The 25090-nt window shown below is 69.9% G+C and carries 2 protein-coding genes; both read right to left on the bottom strand.

What is annotated here, in order from left to right:
- Positions 1-21568: non-ribosomal peptide synthetase (locus O9Y01_RS22875; RefSeq protein ID WP_269633965.1), on the bottom strand; the 21568-nt coding region annotated here is incomplete at its 3' end.
- A 5-nt stretch (positions 21569-21573) separates the two neighbouring features.
- On the bottom strand, positions 21574-25090 hold a 3517-nt coding region (locus O9Y01_RS22870), incomplete at its 5' end, for an amino acid adenylation domain-containing protein (RefSeq protein ID WP_269633964.1).

Genomic DNA, 25090 nt, shown 5'->3' with positions numbered 1-25090 from the left:
CGATGCGGTTCACCAGCGCGCGGTGCTCCACCAGCACGCCCTTGGGCAGGCCCGTCGAGCCCGAGGTGTAGATCACATAGGCCAGGTCCTCGCTGCTGGCACCCGCCACCACCGGCTGGGTCGCCTCGCAAGCCGCCAGCTGCGCCTGCACCTGCGGCGCGTCCAGGCACAGCGCCTGTTCCTCAGCCACCGGCACCTGGCCCAGCAGCCGCTGCTGCATCAGCACCTTGCGCGCTCCGGAGTCCTGCACCATGTGCGCCAGGCGCTGCGCCGGGTAGCTCGGGTCCAGCGGCACATAGGCCGCACCGGCTTTGAGGATGCCCAGCAGCCCCACCACCATCTCCAGCGAGCGCTCCATGCACAGGCCCACCAGTTCGTTGCGCTGCACCCCGCACGTGTGCACCAGGTACTGCGCCACGCGGTTGGCCTGTTCGTCCAGCTCGCGGTAGCTCAGGCTCTGACCCTCGAAGCGCAAGGCCACCGCATCAGGCGCGCGCTGCGCCTGGGCCTCGAAGAGCTCGTGGATGCGCACGTGCTGCGGGAAGGCCCGCGTCGTGGCGTTGAAGCCTTGCAGCTGCGCCAGCTCCTGCGCCGGCAGCACGCTGGCCGCCTGCACCGGCAGCGGGCTGCGCGTCTCCAGCGCCTGCACCAGGCTCTCCAGCGCCGCCTGCATATAGCCCAGCACGCGCTGGGCGCTCACCGGCGAGCGCACCTGGGCATTGAGCTCCAGGCCGGCCTCGCCGAAGTCGTCCACGTTCAGCGCGAAGGGGTAGTTGGTGCGCTCCTGGCCAGCGATCATGTGCATGCCCAGATCGCGCTGCAGCGCTTCGTCCACCATCTCACTGTGGCGGTAGTTCATCAGCGCGCTGAACAGGCTCATGCCATTGGCCACCCCGCTGCAGCGCTGCGCCAGCGCCAGCGGCGTCTGCTCGAAGTCCATCAGCTCGCGCAGCTTGCGGCCGGTCTCGCGCAGCAGCGTCTCCGCGTCCATTCCCTGCAGCTGCAGTCGCAGCGGCAGCGTGTTGATGAACATGCCCAGCATCTGCGCGGACTGCGCGCCTTCCTGTGCGCGGCCCGTCAGCACGGTGCCGAACACGACGTCGCTGCGCCCCGCGCAGGCCGAGACCACCTGGGCCCAGGCCGCGTGGAACAGCACCGCCGCGCTCACGCCGCGCGCGCGCACCTGCTGCCGGATGCGCCGCAACAGTGACGGCTCCAGCATCAGGCGGCTGTCGTCCACACCGGCGCCGTCGCCCTGCACATCGGCCAGGCCGAAGGGCAGCGTGGGCTCCGTCACGTCCGCCAGCTCGGCGCGGAAGTGCGCCTGGGCGTCGCTGCGATCGCGCTGCTGCAGCGAGCGCGCCACGAACTCGCGGTAGGGCATGGACGCCGGCAGCAGATGGGCCTGCCCTGACGCGAACACCGCTGCCTCGCGCTCGATGATCTCCATCGCCACGTGGTCACCGGCCAGGTGGTGGAACTGCAGCAGCAGATAGCACGCTTGCGCCTGGGCCACGCGGCCCACACGCACCCGCATCAGCGGCGCCCGGTCCAGCTCGATGCGCTGCAGCTCGGGCGCGCACAGTGCCTGCATCTGCGTCAGTGCCTGCTCCTGCGTCTCGAAGGACAGGGCCTCCACCTGCATCTCGACCTGGCGCAGCACCACCTGCATGGGTTGCTGCAACTGCTTCCACTGCACCGCCGTGCGCAGCACGTCGTGCCGCTGCAGCATGAAGCGCAGCGCGTCGAGGAACGACGCCAGCGTGGCTTCGCTCTCGCAGGACCACAGCATGGCCATCACATAGGGATCGCCGCCCTCACCCGCGGCCAGGTGATGGAAGAGGATGCCTTCCTGCAGCGGGGCCAGCGGATAGATGTCCTGGATGTTGGCCATGCCGCCCGGCACCTGTGCCGCAATCGCGTCGATCTCCTCCTGGCTCAGCGTGGCCAGGGGCAGCATCTCCGGCGTGATGTGCGCGCAGTCCGCCGGGATGGCGTTGGGCGGTACCACGAAGTCAGGCTCACTCGGCACGGCATCGGTCAGCGCAGCGGCCAGGCCCTGCACCGTCGGGGTCGCGAAGACCTGGCGGATGGTCAGCGCCAGGCCGCGCTCATGCGCCCGCGAGCTCAGCTGCATCGCCAGCAGCGAATGCCCGCCCAGCTCGAAGAAGTGGTCGGTGACGCCCACTTGCTTCACGCCCAGCACCTCCTGCCAGATCTCGCACAGCTGCGCCTCGATCTCGTTGCGCGGTGCCACGTACTCGCGGCCCAGCCCGCCCAGCTCCGGCTCCGGCAGCGCCTTGCGGTCCAGCTTGCCGTTGGGCGTCAGCGGCAGCGCCTCCAGCGCCACGAAGGCCGAGGGCACCATGTAGTCCGGCAGATGACGGGCCAGCTTCTCGCGCAGCGCGGCCCCGTCGGTCTTGCTGGCCTCGCCGGTGAGGTAGGCCACCAGCTTCTTGTCGCCCCCCACCTCGCGGGCCAGCACCACGGCCTCGCGCACGCCCTCGCAGGCCGCCAGCGCCGCCTCGATCTCACCCAGCTCGATCCGGAAGCCCCGGATCTTCACCTGGTGGTCCAGGCGACCCAGGAACTCCAGCACCCCGTCCTGGCTCCAACGGACCAGGTCACCGGTCTTGTAGAGCAAGGCGCTGCTGCAGCTGCAGCTCGCATCAAAGTACGGATTCACGACAAAGCGCTCGGCCGTCAGGTCCGCCCGGTTCAGGTAGCCCTCCGCCAGGCCGATGCCACCCAGGTAGAGCTCGCCCGGGACGCCAACCGGCACCAGGCCACCGCGTTCATCCAGCACCAGGGCGCTGGTATTGGCGATGGGCCGGCCGATGCTCACCGGGCTGCCACGCTCCAGCACCGCCATGGTGGCATTGACGGAGCATTCCGTCGGACCATAGGCGTTCATCAGCCGCGGCAGCGTGCCCTCGCGCGCGAACCAGTCGCGCAGGCCGGCCTCGGTGACCATGTCGCCACCGATGGAGATGTGCCGGATCTGCGACGGCACGGGCACCTGGACCTCATGCGCCAACTCGGCCCAGAAGGGTGTGGGCAGGTTCAGCACCGTCACGCCGTGGTCCACACAGTGCTGCCAGAAGCTCCGTGCGGAAGCGATCCACTGGTCATTGCGAAGCACCAGCGCCGCACCGCAGGCCAGGGCGGTGAAGATCTCCTCGACCGACATGTCGAAGCTCACCGGCGCGAACTGCAGCACCCGGTCTTGCGGACTCAGCGCATAGCGCTCGATCAGGTCCTGCACCAGGTTGGAAACCCCGCGATGCGGCACCATCACGCCCTTGGGCTTGCCCGTGGAGCCCGAGGTGTAGATCACGTAGACCAGGTCGCTGACGTCAGCGGCCTCCACCACCGGGTTGTGCGTTGCCTGTGCCTTCAGGGCGTCCTGCAGCCCGGCGTCGTCCAGGCAGATCACCTGCCCGATGCCTGCGGGCATGACGGCCCGCAGCGACTGGCGGGTCAGCACCTGCTCGATGGCGGAGTCTTGCACCATGTGGGCCAGGCGATCCTCAGGATAGTTGGGGTCCAGCGGCACATAGGCACCGCCGGCCTTCAGGATGCCCAGCACGCCCACCATCATCTCCAGCGAGCGGTCGATGAACAGGCCGACCCGTCGATTCGGTCCCACCAGGTACTGCTCGCGCAGGTGATGCGCCAACCGGTTGGCCTGCTCGTTCAGCGCGGCATAGCTCAGCGAGCGGCCTTCGCAGACCACGGCTGGAGCGTCCGGCGTGCGCAGGGCCTGCGCCTCGAACAGCTCATGCACACGCACCGGGTTCCAGCCAGCGGATGGCGGCTGCGACCAGCTCATCAGCTGCCGACGCTCGTCGGCAGGCACGATGCTCAGGGACGCCACGGCCGTTGCGCTGCGGTCCTCGAGCGCCTGCGTCAGCGCCTGCAGCGCCGCCTGCAGATAGCCCAGCACGCGCTGGGCGCTGACGGGCGCGCAGGTCTGCATATTGAGCTCGAAGCCGGCGTCGCCGAAGTCGTCCACGCTCAGGGCGAAGGGATAGTTGGTGCGCTCCTGGCCGGCGATCATGCGCATGCCCAGCTCGCGCTGCGCAGCTTCGTCCATCGCCTCGCTGTGGCGGTAGTTCAGCAGCGCGCTGAACAGGCTCACGCCATTGGCCACCCCGCTGCAGCGCTGGGCCAGTGCCAGCGGCGTCTGCTCGAAGTCCATCAGCTCGTGCAGCTTGCGGGCCGTCTGGCGCACCAGGGCCTCCGCGTCCTGCCCCTGCAGCTGCAAGCGCAGCGGCAAGGTGTTGATGAACATGCCCAGCATCTGCGCCGCCTGCGCGCCGTCCTGCGAGCGCCCGGTCAGCACGGTGCCGAACACGACGTCGCTGCGCCCCGCGCAGGCCGAGACCACCTGGGCCCAGGCCGCATGGAACAGCACCGCCGCGCTGACCCCGCGCTCGCGCGCCTGCCGGCGCAGGCGCTGTGCCAGCGTGGCATCCAGCTTCAGGCTGCGTTCGTCCACGCCGGCGCCGTCACCCTGCACATCGGCCAGGCCGAAGGGCAGCGTGGGCTCGGTCACGTCCGCCAGCTCGGCGCGGAAGTGCGCCTGGGCGTCGCTGCGCTCGCGTTGCTGCAGCGAGCGCGCCACGAAGCTGCGATAGGGCATGGGCGCCGGCAGCTGATGTGCCAGGCCTGCCGCATACATGGCGGCCTCGCGCTCGATGATCTCCATCGCCACGTGATCGCCGATCAGGTGATGGAACTGCAGCAGCAGGTAGCAGGTCGGCGCATCGCCGGCCCGGCCCACGCTGACGCGCAGCAGCGGCGCCTCGCTCAGGTCAATGCGCTGCAGCTCGGGCGCGCACAGCGCCTGCATCTGCGCCTGTGCCTGGGCCTGCGTCTCGAAGGACAGTTCCTGCACCTTCAGCTCCGCCCGGCGCAGCACCACCTGCATGGGCTGCTGCAGGGACTTCCACTGCACCGCCGTGCGCAGCACGTCGTGCCGATCCAGCATGAAGCGCAGCGCCTCCAGGAAGGCGCTCACCGTGGCTTCGCTCTCGCAGGACCACAGCATCGCCATCACATAAGGATCGGGCCCGTCACCCGTGGCCAGGTGATGGAAGAGGATGCCCTCCTGCAGCGGGGCCAGCGGGTAGATGTCCTGGATGTTGGCCATGCCGCCCGGCACCTGCGCCGCGATCGCATCGATCTCCTCCTGGCTCAGCGTGGCCAGCGGCAGCATCTGCGGCGTGATGTGCTCGCAGTCCTGTGGGATGGCATTGGCCGGCACCTCGAAGTCCGACTCAGCCGACACGGCCTCGCCCAATGCAGCGGCCAGGCCCTGCACCGTCGGAGTCGTGAAGACCTGGCGGATGGTCAGCGCCAGACCGCGCTCATGCGCCCGCGAGCTCAGCTGCATCGCCAGCAGCGAGTGCCCGCCCAGCTCGAAGAAGTGGTCGGTGACGCCCACCTGCGCCACGCCCAGCACCTCCTGCCAGATCTCGCACAGCTGCGCCTCGATCTCGTTGCGCGGTGCCACGTACTCGCGGCCCTGCGCGCCCAGCTCGGGCTCCGGCAGCGCCTTGCGGTCCAGCTTGCCATTGGGCGTCAGCGGCAACGCCTCCAGGGCCATGAAGGCCGAGGGCACCATGTAGTCCGGCAGGCCTTGACTCAAGGCCTCGCGCAGGGTCTCTGCGTCGGCATTGCCGGTGAAGTAGGCCACCAGCTTCTTGTCACCGCGCACCTCACGGGCCAGCACCACTGCCTCACGCACGCCTTCGCAGGCCGCCAGCGCCGCCTCGACCTCGCCCAGCTCGATCCGGAAGCCCCGGATCTTCACCTGGTGGTCCAGGCGACCCAGGAACTCCAGCTCCCCGTCCTCGCGCCAACGCGCCAGGTCGCCCGTGCGGTACATGCGTGCGCTGCTGCCCGGATCGCCTTCGTCGTGGAAGGGATTGGGAACGAACTTCTCCTGTGTCAGCGCGTCGCGGTTCAGATAGCCCCGCGCCAGGCCCACGCCCGCAATGCACAGCTCGCCCGCCACGCCCAGCGGCGCCAAGCCGCCGGAACGGCTCAGGACATAGACCTTGACGTTGGCGATCGGCCGGCCAATGGTCAGCACCTCGTCCTCGGCGTCGAAGAAGGCCTCGGTGGCGCACACCGTGGCCTCGGAGGGGCCATAGGAGTTGACCAGTCGGCGCCCCTTCGCCCATTTCTTCGCCAGCGGCACCGGGCAGGCCTCGCCGGCCACCACCAGGGTGCTGACGGTCGCCCAGTCCGTCTCGGCCAGCTGCGGCAGCAGGGCCGGCGGCAGGGCCGCGTGGGTCACGCCCTGCTCGCGCACCAAGGTGCCGAGACGCTGGGGCGATCGCACATCGTCGGCATGCAGAAGCACCAGCTGGGCGCCATTGGCCAGGGCCAGGGACCATTCCCAGGTCGCGCCGTCAAAGGACAGCGAGGCGAACTGCAGCACCTTGGACCCTTGGGTCACGTGCAGAGACTGGCCTTGGGCCAGGGCGAGATTGCACAGGCCGGCATGGGCGACCATGGAGGCCTTGGGCAGCCCGGTCGAGCCCGAGGTGTAGATCACGTAGGCCAGGTCCTGCGCATTCGCGCCCACGACCTCCGGCCTCACCGCGGCGTAGCTCGCCAGCTGCGCCTGCACCTGCGGCGCGTCCAGGCACACCGCCTGTTCCTCAGCCACCGGCACCTGGCCCAGCAGCCGCTGCTGCATCAGCACCTTCCTCGCGCCGGAGTCCTTCACCATGTGCGCCAGGCGCTGCGCCGGGTAGCTCGGGTCCAGCGGCACATAGGCGCCACCGGCCTTCAGGATGCCCAGCAGCCCCACCACCATCTCCAGCGAGCGTTCCATGCACAGGCCCACCAGCTCGTTGCGCTGCACCCCGCACGTGTGCACCAGGTACTGCGCCACGCGGTTGGCCTGCTCGTCCAGCTCGCGGTAACTCAGGCTGCGGCCTTCGAAGCTCAGCGCCAGCGCCTGCGGGGCCTGCCGCGCGTGTGCCTCGAAGAGCTCGTGGATGCGCACGTGCTGCGGGAAGGCCCGCGTCGTGGCGTTGAAGCCCTGCAGCAGCGCCTGCTCCTGGGCGGGCAGCACGCTCACCGCCGCCACCGGCAGCGGGCTGCGGGCCTGCAAGGCCTGCAACAGGGCCCGGACCGCGGTGTCGGCATAGCGCAGCACGGCCTCCACATTGAGCACGGCGCTGCCCTGCACTTCCAGCTCGTAGGCCGTCTCCGCGTCATTGACCGCGAAGTTGAGCGGATAGTTCGTGCGCTCTTGACCGCCGAAGGTCTCCACGCCTGGAAGACCCTGGGCATCCACGGCGCCGACCCGTCGGTAGTTGATGGTGGTGCTGAACAGCGGCGTGTCGGCGGACAGGCCGCTGTGGCGTTGGGCCCGCGTCAGCGGCACCTGCTCGTGCGCCAGCAGCTCGAAGATCGAGCGATTGACCTGCTGCACCAGCTGCAAGGCATCGACGCCGTCCAGGCGCACCCGCAAGGGCAGCGTGTTGATGAACATGCCCAGCGTGCGTGCAGCCTCGCTGCCGCCCTGGAAGCGCCCGAGCACCACGGTGCCGAACACCACGTCGGGCTGTCCGGTGCAGGCGCCGATGACCAGCGCCCACGCCGCATGGAAGATCGCGGCGGGGCTGATGCCCAGCTCGCGGGCGCTCTGGCGCAGCGCCACCGCAGTGCCGTCGTCCAGCGCCAGGCGAGCCTCACGCACGGCCGATCCATCGCCATGGACATCCGCCAGCCCGAATGGCAGGGTCGGCGTGTCGACATCGCTCAGCATGGCGCGGAAGAAGGCGTCCGATTCGGCGCGCTCGGCCTGGGACAGGGCATAGGCGACGAAGTCCCTGTATGCACCTGCCGCCCCTTCCGCCTGACGACCGCTCATGACGGCGGTGATCTCGTCCATCAGCAGCTGCAGGGAGGTCGCGTCGTCGATCAGGTGGTGCATCTGCGCCAGCAGGTAGACCGCGCCGGTCGAGGCCTCACGGGCCGCCCGCAGGCGCAGCAGCGGGGCCTGGCCCAGGTCCAGCCACTGGAGTTCCGGTGCGCACAGTTCCAACATCTGCTCGCGAACACTGCGCGACGGATCGGTCTCGATGTAGTCCAGCGTCAGCTCGACGCGCCGGCAGACCACCTGCACCGGCTTGGGCAGACGTTCCCACAGCACCAGGGTCCGCAGCACGTCATGCCGGTCCACGACCTGCTGGGTCGCCGCCAGGGCGGCGTTCAGCAAGGCCTCGGACTCGAGGCGGAACAGCATGGGGGTCACGTAGGCATCGTGTCCCTGGGCCATCAGATGGTGGAAGAGGATGCCTTCCTGCAGCGGCGCCAGGGGGTAGATGTCCTGGACGTTGGCGGTGCCCCCGGGCACGCGCTCGACGATGGACTGGATGTCGTCCTGGCTCAGCGCCACCAGCGGCAGCATGTCCGGGGTGATGCGCTCGCAGTCCGCCGGGATCCGGTTGGGCGGCACCACCGTGCCCTGGCCCTCGGCCCGCGAGGGTGCCTGCATCGCCAGGGCCATGCCAGCCACCGTCGGCGTGGCGAAGACCTGGCGGATCGAGAGCTCCAGCCCCTGGGCGCGCAGGCGCGCGCTCAGCTGCATGGCCAGCAGCGAATGCCCGCCCAGTTCGAAGAAGTGGTCCATGACGCCCACCTGCGCCACGCCCAGCACCTCCTGCCAGATCTCGCACAGCTGCGCCTCGATCTCGTTGCGCGGCGCCACGTACTCGCGGGCCTGCCCGCCCAGCGCCGGCTCCGGCAGCGCCTTGCGGTCCAGCTTGCCGTTGGGCGTCAGCGGCAGCGCCTCCAGCGCCACGAAGGCCGAGGGCACCATGTAGTCCGGCAGGCGCCGGCCCAGGCTCTCGCGCAGCGCGGTCACGTCGGCCTCGCCCGTGAGGTAGGCCACCAGCTTCTTGTCGCCCCCCACCTCGCGGGCCAGCACCACGGCCTCGCGCACGCCCTCGCAGGCCGCCAGCGCCGCCTCGATCTCACCCAGCTCGATCCGGAAGCCCCGGATCTTCACCTGGTGGTCCAGCCGGCCCAGGTACTCCAGCACCCCGTCCTCGCGCCAGCGCGCCAGGTCACCCGTGCGGTACATGCGTGCGCTGCTGCCCGGATCGCCTTCGTCGTGGAAGGGGTTGGCCACGAACTTCTCCTGCGTCAGCTCGTCGCGGTTCAGATAGCCCCGCGCCAGGCCCACGCCCGCGATGCACAGCTCGCCCGCCGCGCCCAGCGGCGCCAGCCCGCCGCCCTCGCTCACCACGTACAGCTGGATGTTCTGGATCGGCCGGCCGATCGGCACCCCGGCCTCCCCCTCCTTCAGCTGCGCGCAGTCCCAGTAGCTCACGTCGATCGCCGCTTCCGTCGGACCGTACAGGTTGTGCAGCTGCGACCACGGGCACTGCGCCAGGAAGCCCTGCACCTGGTGCGGCGCCAGCGCCTCACCGCTGCAGAACACCTGCCTCAGCGTCTCGCAGTGCTTCAGCCCCTCGTGCGCCAGCATGCTGCTCAGCATCGAGGGCACGAAGTGCAGCTTCGTCACCCCTTCGCGCTGGATCAGCTCGGCCAGGTACTGCGGGTCCTTGTGCCCTTCCGGCTTCGCCATCACCAGCCGCGATCCGGCCGTCAGCGGCCACACGAACTCCCACACCGACACGTCGAAGCCGAACGGCGTCTTCTGCAGGAACACGTCCTGGGCATCCGCCCCGTACTCGCGGTGCATCCAGTCGATGCGGTTCACCAGCGCGCGGTGCTCCACCAGCACGCCCTTGGGCAGGCCGGTCGAGCCCGAGGTGTAGATCACATAGGCCAGGTCCTCGCTGCTGGCACCCGCCACCACCGGCTGGGTCGACTCGCAAGCCGCCAGCTGCGCCTGCACCTGCGGCGTGTCCAGGCACAGCGCCTGGTCCTCAGCCACCGGCACCTGGCCCAGCAGCCGCTGCTGCATCAGCACCTTGCGCGCCCCGGAGTCCTGCACCATGTGCGCCAGGCGCTGCGCCGGGTAGCTCGGGTCCAGCGGCACATAGGCGCCACCGGCCTTCAGAATGCCCAGCAGCCCCACCACCATCTCCAGCGAGCGCTCCATGCACAGGCCCACCAGCTCGTTGCGCTGCACCCCGCACGTGTGCACCAGGTACTGCGCCACGCGGTTGGCCTGCTCGTCCAGCTCGCGGTAACTCAGGCTCTGACCCTCGAAGCGCAAGGCCACCGCATCAGGCGCGCGCTGCGCCTGGGCCTCGAAGAGCTCGTGGATGCGCACGTGCTGCGGGAAGGCCCGCGTCGTGGCGTTGAAGCCTTGCAGCTGCGCCAGCTCCTGCGCCGGCAGCACGCTGGCCGCCTGCACCGGCAGCGGGCTGCGCGTCTCCAGCGCCTGCACCAGGCTCTCCAGCGCCGCCTGCATATAGCCCAGCACGCGCTGGGCGCTCACCGGCGAGCGCACCTGGGCATTGAGCTCCAGGCCGGCCTCGCCGAAGTCGTCCACGTTCAGCGCGAAGGGGTAGTTGGTGCGCTCCTGGCCGGCGATCATGCGCATGCCCAGCTCGCGCTGCGCGGCTTCGTCCATCACCTCGCTGTGGCGGTAGTTCAGCAGCGCGCTGAACAGGCTCACGCCATTGGTCACCCCGCTGCAGCGCTGGGCCAGCGCCAGCGGCGTCTGCTCGAAGTCCATCAGCTCGTGCAGCTTGCGGCCCGTCTGGCGCACCAGGGCTTCCGCGTCCTGCCCCTGCAGCTGCACGCGCAGCGGCAAGGTGTTGATGAACATGCCCAGCATCTGCGCGGACTGCGCGCCTTCCTGTGCGCGGCCCGTCAGCACGGTGCCGAACACGACGTCGCTGCGCCCTGCGCAGGCCGAGACCACCTGGGCCCAGGCCGCGTGGAACAGCACCGCCGCGCTCAGCCCGCGCTCGCGCGCCTGCCGGCGCAGGCGCTGCGCCAGCGTGGCATCCAGCTTCAGGCTGCGTTCGTCCACGCCAGCGCCGTCGCCCTGCACGTCGGAAAGACCGAAGGGCAGCGTGGGCTCCGTCACGTCCGCCAGCTCGGCGCGGAAGTGCGCCTGCGCATCGCTGCGCTCGCGCTGCTGCAGCGCTCGTGCCACGAAGGTGCGATAGGGCACGGGCGCGGGCAGTTGCTGTGCCTGGCCAGCCGCGAACACGGCGGCCTCGCGCTCGATGATCTCCATCGCCACGTGATCGCCGATCAGATGGTGGAACTGCAGCAGCAGATAGCACGCTTGCGACTGGGCCGCGCGGCCCACCCGCACCTGCAGCAGCGGCGCCCGGTCCAGCTCGATGCGCTGCAGCTCGGGTGCGCACAGTGCCTGCATCTGCGCCAGTGCCTGCTCCTGCGTCTCGAAGGACAGCTCCTGCACCTTCAGCTCCGCATGGCGCAGCACCACCTGCATGGGCTGCTGCAGCTGCTTCCATTGCACCGCCGTGCGCAGCACGTCGTGCCGTTGCAGCATGAAGCGCAGCGCGTCCAGGAAGGCCGTCACCGCCTGCTCGTTCTCGCAGGACCACAGCATGGCCAGCACATAGGGGTCACCGCCCTCGGTCGCCGCCATGTGGTGGAAGAGGATGCCCTCTTGCAGCGGCGCCAGCGGGTAGATGTCCTGGATGTTGGCCATGCCGCCCGGCACCTGCGCCGCAATCGCGTCGATCTCTTCCTGGCTCAGCGTGGCCAGGGGCAGCATCTCCGGTGTGATGTGCTCGCAGTCCGACGGGATGGCGTTGGGCGGCACCACGAAGTCCGGCGCCACCGGCGCAGCCTGGCCCAATGCCGCGGCCAGGCCCTGCACCGTCGGGGTCGTGAAGACCTGGCGGATGGTCAGCGCCAGGCCGCGTTCATGCGCCCGGGAACTCAGCTGCATGGCCAGCAGCGAATGCCCGCCCAGCTCGAAGAAGTGGTCGGTGACGCCCACTTGTGCCACGCCCAGCACCTCCTGCCAGATCTCGCACAGCTGCGCCTCGATCTCGTTGCGCGGTGCCACGTACTCGCGGCCCTGCGCGCCCAGTTCGGGCTCCGGCAGCGCCTTGCGGTCCAGCTTGCCATTGGGCGTCAGCGGCAGGGTCTCCAGGGCCATGAAGGCCGAGGGCACCATGTAGTCCGGCAGGACCTGGCTCAGAGTGCCGCGCAAGGCTTCCACCTCGGCGGTGCCGGTGAAGTAGGCCACCAGCTTCTTGTCGCCCGCCACCTCGCGGGCCAGGACCACGGCTTCGCGCACGCCTTCGCAGGCCGCCAGCGCCGCCTCGACCTCGCCCAGCTCGATCCGGAAGCCCCGGATCTTCACCTGGTGGTCCAGGCGACCCAGGAACTCCAGCACCCCGTCCTCGCGCCAGCGCGCCAGGTCGCCCGTGCGGTACATGCGCTCGCCCGCCACCCAGGGGTCCGCCTGGAAGCGTTCCTGGCTGAGCTCGGGCAGGTTGAGGTATTCACGGGCGACACCGCCGCCCGCCACCACCAGCTCGCCGGCAGCGCCCGACGGCACCAGATGGCCCACATCGTCCAGCAGGTAGATGCGTCGATCGCCAATGGGCCGGCCGATGGGCAGCTCGCCATCCAGCTGCTCGGGCACGACATAGCAGGCACTGAACACGGTGCATTCGACCGGCCCGTAGCCATTGATCACACGCAGCGCCGGCCAACGGGCGCGCAGGCGGCGCACATGCGCCGCCGACACCCGGTCACCGCCGACCATCAGCTGCTTGAGACCGCCGAGCGCCTCGACCTGCGAGTCGACGAAGGTGCTGAAGAAGGCGGCGGTCAGCCACAGGGTGTTGACCTGCCCGGTCTGCAGGGAACGGGCCAGGCTTTGCGGGCTGATGTCCTCGCCGTCGAACAGCACGCAGCGGCCCCCGTGGCACAGGGCGGGCCACAGCTCCAGCGTCAGCACGTCCCAGGACACGGAGGAGTAGTGCAGGCTGACGCAGTCCGCGTCAAAGGCCGCATAGTCCACATGCGTCATGAAGCCCAGCAGGCTGCGGTGCGGCACGGCCACGCCCTTGGGCTGGCCGGTGGAACCCGAGGTGTAGACGCAGTAGGCGAGGTCCTCCGCGTCGACCGGGCGATCGAGGTTGTGCTCGGCACTGGCTGCCAGCGGCGCCTCCAGCTCGTCCAGACACAGCGTGGCGGCTGTCTCCAGCTGCACCAGCGTGCTGTGGCTGCGATGGGTGATGAGCACGGAACAGCCGGCATCCTGGGCCATGAACTGCAGGCGCGAGGCCGGCAGGCGCGGGTCCAGCGGCACATAGGCGCCCCCGGCCTTGAGCACGGCCAGCAGGCTGACGGGCCAGTCCAGACCACGGGGCAGGCACAGGCCCACCCGCACATCCGGGCCGACGCCCATGCCTGCCAGCAGATGCGCCAGGCGGTTGGCACGGCGGTTCAACTCGCCATAGCTCAAGGCCTGATCGCCCCAGTTCAGGGCGATGCGATCGGGGTGCTGCGCCGCCTGCGCCTCCACCCGCTGATGGGTCAGCGCCTCGCCGGCGCAGGAGCGGGTCGTCGCGTTGAAGGTCAGTCGCAGGCGGTTCTGCTCCTCCTCGGGCAGGATGGCCAGCTGGCGCACCGGCGTCGGGTCCTGGCTTTCCAGCGCACGCACCAGGCCCTGCAGGGCGGTGTGCACATAGCTCAGCACGCGCGCCGCGCCGATGGGGCGCTGCACCTGGACGGACAGCTCGAAGCCGCCACGACCCAGGTCGTCCACATTGAGCGCAAAGGGATAGTTCGTGCGCTCCTGGCCGGCGATCAGCTTCAGGCCGAGCACGTCCTGGGTGGACTGGTCCGGCTCCTCGCTGTGGCGGTAGTTGAGCAGCGCGCTGAACAGCGGCACCCCGTTGGGCACGGCACTCGCGCGTTGCGCCACGCTCAGCGGCGTCTGCTCATGCGCCATCAGTTCCCGCAAGGCCGTGCCGGCCTGCTGCAGCAGCGCCTCCGCGCCCTGCCCCTGCAGCTGCAGGCGCAGCGGCAGGGTGTTGATGAACATGCCCAGCATCTGCGCCGCGGCGGCGCCGTCGTCCACACGGCCGGACAGCACGGTGCCAAACACCACGTCGCTGCGTCCGGCGCAAGCGGCCACGACCAGGGCCCAGGCCGCATGGAAGAGCGCCGCTGCGCTCTGGCCACGGCGGCGCGCCTGCTGGCGCAGCTGCTCCACCAGCCCGGGGGCGAGGCGCAGCTGGGACTCCTCGATGGCGCCCGCATCGCCCTGCACATCGGCCAGGCCGAAGGGCAGCGTCGGCTCGCTCACCTCGCCCAGCTTGTCGCTGAAGTACTGGCGGGCATCGTCGCGATCCCGCTGGCGCAGGGCGTGTGCAACGAAGTCGCGATACGGCGTCGGCTGCGGCAGCAGCGCCGCGTGCCCCGCCAGGAACATCGCCGCTTCGCGCTCGATGATCTCCATCGCGACGTGATCGCCGATCAGGTGGTGGAACTGCAGCAGCATGTAGCGCCGCGACGAATCACCCGCACGGGCGATGGTGACGCGCAGCAGCGGCGCGCGACCCAGGTCCAGGCGCTGACGCTGGGGATCGCTGAGCTCCAGCACCTGCGCATGCGCCTGGGCCAGTGTGTCGAAGGACAGCGTCTCGATGTCCAGCTCGACCTGGCGCAGCACCACCTGCACCGGCCTGGACAGGTCCCGCCACTGGACGGCCGTGCGCAGCACGTCGTGCCTCGTGGTCATGAAGCGCAAGGCCTCCAGGAAGGACGCGACCGAGTCCTCGCTGTCGCAGTCCCACACCGTGGCCATCACATAGGGATCGCTCCCCGTGCCCGCCGCGAGGTGATGGAACAGGATGCCCTCCTGCAGCGGTGCCAGCGGGTAGATGTCCTGGACGTTGGCCGCACCACCCGGCACCGCCGCCACCACGGTGTCGAGCTCCTGCTGGCTGAGGGCCACGAGGGGCAGCATGTCCGGCGTGATGTGCGGGCTGCCCGGGGGGATGAGGTTGGCGGGCGCGGCGTACGCCTCACTGGCCGGGGCGGCCGCCTCGAGGACCGCGGCCAGGCCGGCGACGGTGGGGTTGGCAAAGATCTGGCGGATGGAGATCGACAGGCCCTGCTCCTTGGCCAGGGCCACCACGCTCATCGCACTCAGCGAATGGCCGCCGAGCAGGAAGAAGTTGTCGGAGACACCGACCCGCTCGAGGCCCAGCGTCTGAGCCCAGAGGGCGCACAGGGCCGTCTCCAGCGCTGTACGCGGCGCCTGGTACTCGGACTGGAACAGGCTGGGATCGGGGTCCGGGAGCGCCCGGCGGTCGATCTTGCCGTTGGGTGTCAGCGGCATCTGCTCCAGCGTCAGGAAGGCCGCCGGCACCATGTAGTCGGGCAGGCGCGCCTGCAGCGCGGTGCGCAGCACCTCGGCGGTCACACCACCGGTGACGTAGGCGATCAGCTGACGGTCACCGGCCACGACTTCCTTGACCAGCACGACGGCGATCTCCACGCCCGGGACGGCCTGGATGGCCGCTTCGATCTCGCCCAGCTCGATGCGCTGGCCGCGCAGCTTGATCTGATGGTCCACCCGGCCGACGAATTCCAGGTTGCCGCTGTCCAGCCAGCGCGCCAGATCGCCGGTGCGATAGAGGCGGTCGCTGCTGGAGGGGTCCACCGGATTGAAGAAGGGGTTGGGAACGAAGCGTTCCGCCGTCAGCTCGGGCCTGTTGAGATAGCCGCGGGCAAGGCCGACGCCACCGATATAGAGCTCACCCGGCACGCCGGTGGGCACCGGCTGCATGCGGCTCGACAGCACATGCATCTGCAGGTTGCGGATGGCACGGCCGATGTGCAGATGGCCCTGGCCGGGCTTGAAGTCGCCCTCGCTGGAGCAGACGGTCGACTCCGTCGGACCATAGCCATTGACCAGGCGGCGGCCATGCGCCCACTTCTCGGCCAGCTCGTAGGGGCAGGCCTCGCCGGTGACGACCAGCACCCGCACCCCCGCCCATTGCTGGAAGTCCAGCAGCGGGAGCATGGCCGGCGTCATGGCCGAATGCGTGACGCCGGTGCGCTCGACCAGCTCCGACAGCAGGGGCGGCGACTTCGCCACCTCGCCGCTGGGGATGACCAGGGCGGCACCATTGATCAGCGCGATGGCCCATTCCCAAGTCGCCGCATCGAAGGACAGCGAGGCGAACTGCAGCACGCGCGAGTCCGGCGTGATGTCCAGCGTGAAGCGCTGGTCATGGGCCAGATTGCACAGGCCCCGGTGCTCGATGAGCACGGCCTTGGGCTTGCCCGTCGATCCGGAGGTGTAGATGGCATAGGCCAGGCTGTGGGCATGCAGCGCAGGCACCTGGGGATTGCCGTCGGGTGCCGCGGCGATCTTCTCGCGGGTGCCCGCCTCGTCGAGGCAGATCGTCTGCGTCGACGGCAGGCTCAGGCGCTGAGCCTGGCTCTGAGAGCACAGCGTCAGACCCAGGCCGGCGTCCTCGATCATGTAGAGCAGGCGTTCGCTGGGATAGGCAGGGTCCAGCGGCACATAGGCCGCGCCGGCCTTCAGGATGCCCAGCAGGCTGACCATCATGTCGATCGAGCGCTCCATGGACACGCCGATCAGGGTGTCCGGGCGCAGGTCCAGGTGGGCCCGCAGGAAGTGGGCCAGCTGGTTGGCACGGCGGTTCAGCTCGGCGAAGCTGACGTGCTCGCCTTCATGGACTAGCGCCAGTGCGTCGGGCGTGCGCGCGGCCTGGGCCTCGAACAGGGCATGGATGGTGGTGTCGGAGGGATAGGGCGTGAAGCCGCTGTTCCACTCGTGCATCTGGCGCTGCAGTTCCTGCTCGGCGAGCACGCAGATGCGCAGCACGTCTTCCTCGCTGCCCGTCTCGAGACGCTCCACCAGCCCCTGCGCCGCCCGCATCACGTAGTCCGCGATGCGGGCCGCGCCAATGGCGGGTGGCACCTGGACTTCCAGGGAGAAGCCATCGCCGAGGTCGTCGACGGCCAGGTTGAAGGGATAGCTCGTGCGCTCATGCGAGGTCAGGACCTCGATGTCGGAGATGTGGGGCACCTCGGACCTGGGCGCGGTATGGCGGTAGTTCAGGATGCCGCTGAACAGCGCCTGCCCTGCCGCGACCCCGCTGCACTGCTGGGCCAGGGGCAGCGGCGTCTGTTCGTGCTCGACCAGCGACTGCAGCGTCTGCGCCACCTGGTCCACCAGGGCGGCGGCATTCTTCTCGGAGAGGCTGACCCTGACCGGCAGCGTGTTGATGAACATGCCCAGGGCCTGGTCCATGCCGGCCAGAGCGCCCATGCGACCGGACATCACCGTGCCGAAGACCGGCTCCTCCTGGCGCGAGCAGCTCGCCAGCACCAGGGCCCAGGCGGCATGGAACAGGGCCGCCGGGCTGCGGCTGCCCTGCCGGCCCAGGGACTTGATACGGCTGGCAAGCGCCGCTGGCAGGCGGACCTGTGCCACGTCCATGCCATCGCCGCTGCCCTGCACCTCGGCCAGGCCGAAGGGCAAGGTGGGCTCGCTGACCTCACCCAGCATCTGGCTGAAGAAGGTCTTGGCGCGGCCGGCGTCGAAGGTGCGCAGCGCATGCGCGACGAAGTTGCGGTAAGGCACCGAGGGCGGGAGCTCGGCGGCCCTCCCGTCGATGATGAGGGAGGTCTCGCGCTCGATCACCTCAATGGCCACGTGATCGTCGATCAGGTGGTGCACCTGCAGGCAGACCAGGCAGCGGCCGCTGGCCGGGTCCTCCACGGCCTTCAGGCGGATCAGCGGCGCCTGGTTGAGGTCCATCCACTGACGCTCGGGCTCGCACAGCTCGCGCATGCGTGCCTCGAGTGCAGTGCCCTCGCCTTCGATGTCCAGCCACTGCAGCGGGACCTGCGCGCGGCGCAGGACCACCTGCACCGGCTTGGGCAGCGATTCCCAGTACACCGCGGTGCGCAGCACCTCATGGCGCTGGACCACCTCGTCCAGGGCGGCCAGGAAGCGCTCGAAGCGGGCCCGGCTGGCAAAGGAGAGCAAGGTGGGGATGATGTAGGGATCACTGCCCGAGGCCATCAGGTGGCTGAACAGGATGCCCTCCTGCAGCGGCGCCAGGGGGTAGATGTCCACGATATTGGCCTGGCCACCCGGGACCTGGGCCACGATGCGGTCGATCTGCTCCTGCTGTAGCGCCAGCAGCGGCAGCATCTCCGGCTGGATGCGCGGCGCATCCGTCCAGTCGAAGCGCGCAGGAAGCTCGGCCAGCGGCTCGGCGGCCACGGCGGGCACCAGGCGGCTGGCCAGCTCGCGCACCGTCGGAGCCTCGAAGACATGCCGCGCGCCGAGCACATGGCCCTGCTCCCGCAGCAGAGCCATCAGGCGCATCACCAGCAGGGAGTGGCCGCCCAGCGCGAAGAAGTTGTCGGTCACGCCCACGCGCGGAACGCCCAGCACCCGCGACCAGATGTCGCAGAGCAGGCGCTCGGCCTCGCTGGCCGGCGGCACGTAAGCCGCTGTCCATTCGACCTGCAGCTCGGCCAGCGCCTTCTTGTTGATCTTGCCGTTGGGCAGCAGCGGCAGCTCGTCCAGCGCCACGAAGGCGCTGGGCATCATGTAGTCCGGCAGCTGGCGCCCCAGCGCGGCCTTGAGCGCCTCCTCGTCGGACTGGCCGACCCAGTAGGCCACCAGGCGGGGCACGCCGGCGTCACCGACCACCGGCAGGACGACGGCGCGCTGCACGCCGTCAACCCGGCCCAGCGCCGATTCGATCTCGCCCAGTTCGACGCGGAAGCCGCGGATCTTGACCTGGTCGTCGGTCCGGCCCATGTACTCCAGCTCGCCTCCGGGGAGGCGGCGCACCAGGTCGCCGGTGCGGTACATCAGCGCACTGCTCGCGGGGTCCGTGCTGTCATGGAAGGGATTGGGCACGAAGCGCTCGGCGGTGAGCTCGGGCCGGTTCAGATAGCCCAGGGCCAGGCCCTCGCCGGTCAGGTACAGCTCGCCCACCAGGCGGTCCATCACCAGCGCCTGGCGATCGTCGAGGACCAGGGTGCCGGTATTGGCAATCGGAGTGCCGATGGTGCTGCGCCCCTGTGCCTGCAGCAGGGCGACGGTGGCGTTCACGCTGCATTCCGTCGGACCATAGGCATTCATCAGCCGGGGCAGCGGGCCTTCGTGCTGGTACCAGGCCTTCAGGGCGGCGTCCGAGACCATCTCACCGCCGATGGAGACATGGCGCACGCTCGCACTGGGTCGCGCGGCGTGGGTCGTGGCCAGCTCGGTCCAGAAGGCCGTCGGCAGGTTCAGCACGGTGAGGCGCTCGGCCTCGCAGCGCTGCCAGAACTCGGCGGCCGAGGTGATCCAGGCGTCCGTGCGCAGCACCAGGCAGGCGCCGCTGGACAGCGTGGTGAAGATCTCCTCCACGGACATGTCGAAGCTGATCGGCGCGAACTGGAGCATGCGGTCGGAGGCCGTCATGCCGTAGCGCTCGATCAGGTCCAGGGACAGGTTGACGACGCCGCGGTGCGGCACCAGCACGCCCTTGGGCAGGCCCGTCGAGCCCGAGGTGTAGATCACATAGGCCAGGTCCTCGCTGCTGGCACCCGCCACCACCGGCTGGGTCGCCTCGCAAGCCGCCAGCTGCGCCTGCACCTGCGGCGCGTCCAGGCACACGGCCTGCGCTTCCTCCACCGGCACCTGGCCCAGCAGCCGCTGCTGCATCAGCACCTTGCGCGCTCCGGAGTCCTGCACCATGTGCGCCAGGCGCTGCGCCGGGTAGCTCGGGTCCAGCGGCACATAGGCGCCGCCGGCCTTCAGGATGCCCAGCAGCCCCACCACCATCTCCAGCGAGCGCTCCATGCACAGGCCCACCAGCTCGTTGCGCTGCACCCCGCACGTGTGCACCAGGTACTGCGCCACGCGGTTGGCCTGTTCGTCCAGCTCGCGGTAGCTCAGGCTCTGAGCTTCGAAGCGCAAGGCCACCGCATCAGGCGCGCGCTGCGCCTGCGCCTCGAACAGCTCATGGACGCGCTGCCGCGCCTCCTGCGGGCGGCGCGGCCCCTGGGAGCTGGCCAGCACCGAGCGCCGTTCCTGCTCGTCCATCAGGGGCAGGTCGAAGACGCAGCGGTCCGGCTCGTCCAGCAGCGCAGCGAGCAGATGCTGGAAGGCACGGGAGAAGGCCTCGATGGTGGCCTTCTCGAAGATGTCGGTGTTGTACTCCCACACGCATTCCAGGCCCTGTGCGCGATCGGTGACGTCCAGAGAGAGGTCGTACTGCGACAGGGTGCCGTGCCGGGGCAGGAGCTCGCTTGCCAGCCCGGGCAGCGGGATCTCGGTGCTCTCGGCCCCGTTCAGGCCGAACATGATCTGGAACACCGGGTTGTGGGCCAGGGAGCGGGCCGGGTTGAGGCGCTCGACCACCTGCTCGTACGGCGCGCCCTGGTTCTCGAAGGCCGCCCCCATCAAGGCGCGATGGCGCTCCACGACTTCGGCAAAGCCCGGAGCCCCGGACAGGTCGCTGCGCAGCACCAGGGTGTTGACGAAATAGCCGATGAGGCTGCCGATCTCCGGCATGTCTCGGTTGGCGACGGCCGTGCCGACCATCAGGTCGCGCTCGTTGCTCAGGCGCGCCAGCAGCACGGCAAAGGCGCTGTGGACACCCAGGAAGACCGTGGCATTCGCGCCCTGGCACCACTGCCGCACGCGCTCGGCCAGCGCGTGGGGGATCAGCTGGGTGACCAGACCACCGCGATAGGACTGCTGGGCCGGCCGGCGCGTGTCCAGCGGCAGGTTGTGCAGGGTCGGCGCACCGCTCAGCTGGCGCTGCCAGAACTGCAGCTGCCGCTCCAGCGCCTCCCCCTGGGTGTGCTGGCGCTGCCAGGCGGCGTAGTCGGCATACTGCACCGGCAGCTCTGGCAGGGACGCAGGCGCTCCGCCGACCTGCTCGGCATAGAGCTGGCAGAACTCCTGCAGCACCAGGGACAGCGACCAGCGGTCCGAAGCGATGTGGTGCAGCGTGACGCTGAGCACATGCTCGTCTGCCGCGCACTTGAAGACGGCGGCGCGCAGCAGCGGATCGCGCTCGATGTCAAAGGAGGTCGCGGTCTCGCGGTCCAGCGCGGCCTCGAGGCGGCGCTCCCGCAGCGCCGTCTCGTGCACCGACAGGTCCTCGAACCGGACCTGGACCGGACACGCCGGCAGGATCTGCTGGAAGACCTGCGCCTCGGCGTCAATGCCGAAGACGGTGCGCAGGCTTTCGTGACGCTCGACGATGCGGCTCAGGGCCTGCGCCACGGCCTGGATGTCGAGGGATCCGCGCAGCCGCAGCGCCGTGCTGAGGTTGTAGTGGGCGCTGCCGCCATCCACCCTGTCCAGCACCCACAGCCGCTGCTGGGCGAAGGACGCGGCCAGGCGGCCGTCGCGCCGCGGCAGCGGCGACAGCGCGGACCGGGCCTGCGCCGCCTCCGCTTCACGCAACCACTCCACAAGCGCTGTCTTTTGATCGCGCAGGGCGGCAAGCAGCCCGGCATCCAGGGCGCTTCGATTGCCCCGGACCAGGAGATTGCCGTCGGCACCCACGCTCAGTCGGATGCCCTTTTCGCTCAGTTGGTTCAGCAGCTTGTTCATGGTGATCAGATTTGGATTTCGACTTCGTGTTCGTTCAGGGCGTCCTGCTGGTCAAACTGCAGCAGCGCCGATTGCTTCAGGCTTTCCAGGTGGGCGGCGACGGCCTCTGGCGTCGGCTGGGCGAACAGCTTCTGCACCGTGGGCGCCAGGCCCCAGCGTTGGCGCACCCTGGCCGTGATCCGGGTGGCGTCCAGCGAGGAGCCGCCCAATGCAAAGAAGTTGTCGGTGACTCCCACGCGCGCCACGCCCAGCACGTCCTGCCAGATCTCGCACAGCTGCGCTTCCACCTCGTTGCGAGGCGCGACATAGGCCTGCGCGTCGGCGCCCAGCTCCGGCTCCGGCAGCGCCTTGCGGTCCAGCTTGCCGTTGGGCGTCAGGGGCAAAGACTCCAGCGTGACGAAGAGCGCCGGCACCATGTACTCCGGCAGGCGCCGACGCAGGGCCTCGCGCAGCGCGGCCACCTCGGCCTCGCCGGTGAGGTAGGCCACCAGCTTCTTGTCGCCCGCCACCTCGCGCGCCAGCACCACGGCCTGGCGCACGCCTTCGCAGGCCGCCAGCGCTGCTTCGATCTCGCCCAGCTCGATCCGGAAGCCCCGGACCTTCACCTGGTGGTCCATCCGGCCCAGGAACTCCAGCGTGCCGTCCTCGCGCCAGCGTGCCAGGTCGCCGGTACGGTACATGCGCGGGCTGCTGCCCGGATTGGCCTCGTCGTGGAAGGGATTGGCCACGAACTTTTCTCGCGTCAGCGCCTCGCGGTGGAGGTAGCCGCGCGCCAGGCCCAGGCCGGCGATGCACAGCTCGCCCGCCGCGCCCAGTGGCGCCAGCCCGCCGCCCTCGCCCATGATGAAGATCTGGGTGTTGGCGATGGGACGCCCGATGGACAGCGCATCGCCAGCCTGCCGGACCTGCTGTGCACAGGACCAGATGGTGGTTTCGGTCGGCCCGTACAGGTTCCACAGCTGGGCCCCCGGCATCGCCAGCAGCTGCTGCGCCAGCGAGGCGCTGAGGGCCTCGCCACCGCACAGCAGCTTCATCGGCCGATGCGGGCGCCAGCCCTCCTCCACCAGCAGGCGCCAGGTCGCGGGCGTGGCCTGCATGGCCGTGATGCCGCCCTGCTCCATCAGCGCTGCGAGCAGCGTCGCCGAACGCACGGCCTCGTCAGAGGCGATGGTCACGCGCGCGCCGAGCGACAGCGGCAGGAACAGCTCCAGGCCGTGGATGTCGAACGAGGGCGAGGTCACCGCCAGCAGATGGTCCGTGGCACCGAGCCCCGGCGCATGGGCCATGGCGCTGAGGAAGTTCACCACGCTGCGGTGCTCCACCAGCACGCCCTTGGGCAGGCCAGTCGAGCCCGAGGTGTAGATCACGTAGGCCAGGTCCTGCGCGTTCGCGCCCACGACCTCCGGCCTCACCGCGGCGTAGCTTGCTAGCTGCGCCTGCACCTGCGGCGCGTCCAGGCACACGGCCTGTTCCTCAGCCACCGGCACCTGCCCCAGCAGCCGCTGCTGCATCAGCACCTTGCGCGCCCCGGAGTCCTGCACCATGTGCGCCAGGCGCTGCGCCGGGTAGCTCGGGTCCAGCGGCACATAGGCGCCGCCGGCCTTGAGGATGCCCAGCAGCCCCACCACCATCTCCAGCGAGCGCTCCATGCACAGGCCCACCAGCTCGTTGCGCTGCACGCCGCACGTGTGCACCAGGTACTGCGCCACGCGGTTGGCCTGTTCGTCCAGTTCCGCGTAGCTCAGGCTGTGCCCTTCGAACGAAAGCGCCAGCGCCTGCGGGGCCTGCTGCGCCTGGGCCTCGAAGAGCTCGTGGATGCGCGCGTCATGCGGGAAGGCCCGCGTCGTGGCGTTGAAGCCCTGCAGCAGCGCCTGCTCCTGCGCCGGCAGCATGGGAAGGCCGAAGACATCGGCCCCGGGTTGGTCCAGCGCCGCCTCCAGCAGCTTCCGCAGGGTGGCATCGAAGCGCTGCACCGTGGCTTCGCTGAAGAGATCGCGGTTGAATTCCCATTCCAGGACCCAGGCGCCCTGCCGTTCCTGTACGTCCAGGCACAGGTCGTAGCGGGCCGTCTGGGGCTGGCGCTCCAGATAGCGGGCCTGCACACCGGCAAACGCCGGCACATCGCGGCGGTCCTCGTGCAGTGCCAGCATCACCTGGAACAAGGGCGAGACCGCCAGGCTGCGCTCCGGCTGCAGGCGCTCGACCAGGAGCTCGAAGGGGGCCTGCTGATGCTCGTACGCTTCCAGCAGCGCGTGCCTGCTGCGCTGCACGGCGGCCTCGAAGCTGAGCTCGCCCTGCAGCTCCAGGCGCAGCACCAGGGTGTTGACGAAGAAGCCGATCATCTCCGCCAGTTCAGCCCTGCCGCGATTGGCCACCGGCGTGCCGACCACGATGTCGCGGCTGCCGGCATAGCGGGCCATCCAGACGGAGAAGGCGGCATGCAGGCCCATGAAGGCCGTGGCACCGCGGGTGGCGCAGAAGCGCTTCAGGGCCTCGACCTGCTCACGGCTCCATTGACTGAGCCAGAGGCCGCCCTGACGGCTGCCATCGATGCGGCGAGGAAAGTCCGTGGGCAGGCCATGCACCGGCGGCGCACCGTCCAGCTGCTGCTTCCAGTAGCCCAGCAGACGCTCCAGCCGTTCACCCTGCAGGACCTGGCGCTGCCACTGGGCGTAGTCGGCGTACTGCAGAGTCATGGGGGGCATGGCCGCAGGCGACTGCCGCACGAGGCCGTTGTAGAGCGCACTGAGTTCCCGAACCAGCGGCTCGATGGAGCTGCCATCGGAGGCCATGTGGTGCAGGGTCACCAGCAGGACGTGGTCCTCGTCGTCCAGCGTGAGCACTTGGACCCGCAGCATGAAGTCGCTGGCCAGGTCGAAAGGGCGTCGGGCCTCTTCGGAAAGACGGCCGGGCAGCGCGGCCTCCCGGTCCGCGGGCGCCAGCGCCGCCAGCGATGCGTCGTGCACCTCGAACCCCTCGGCCGGCAGCAGCACCGGCACCGGGTGCCCCTGCTCATCCAGCCTCACGGCCGTGCGCAGCACCTCATGCCGCCGGACCAGCTGCCGCACGGCCTCGCCCAGGGCGGCGGTGTCCAGCGCGCCGTGCAGGCGCAAGGCGCCCGCCACGTTGTACTGGGCACTGCCCCCCTCCACATGATCGAGCAGCCACAGGCGCTGCTGGCCGAAGGACAGCACGGGTGTCGAACCCTGCGGCGCCGGAAGCAGCGGCGGCAGCGCCTCACGCTGCAGCGCCTGCACTTGCAAAGCCAGCGAGCGAACCGTGGCCTGCGTCAGCACATGGGCCAGCGTCAGCTCCACGGCCAGACGCTGCTGGACATGCGCCGCCACGCGGGTGGCCAGCAGCGAATGCCCGCCCAGCAGGAAGAAGTCGTCCATGACCCCCACCTGCGCCACGCCCAGCACCTCCTGCCAGATCTCGCACAGCTGCGCCTCGATCTCGTTGCGCGGCGCCACGTACTCGCGGGCCTGCCCGCCCAGCTCCGGCTCCGGCAAGGCCTTGCGG

The sequence above is a fragment of the Pelomonas sp. BJYL3 genome (assembly GCF_027257975.1).
Lineage (GTDB): Bacteria > Pseudomonadota > Gammaproteobacteria > Burkholderiales > Burkholderiaceae_C > Roseateles_B > Roseateles_B flavus.
The sequence above is the reverse complement of the archived record's forward strand: the minus strand, read 5'-3'. Positions and strand labels throughout refer to the sequence as shown.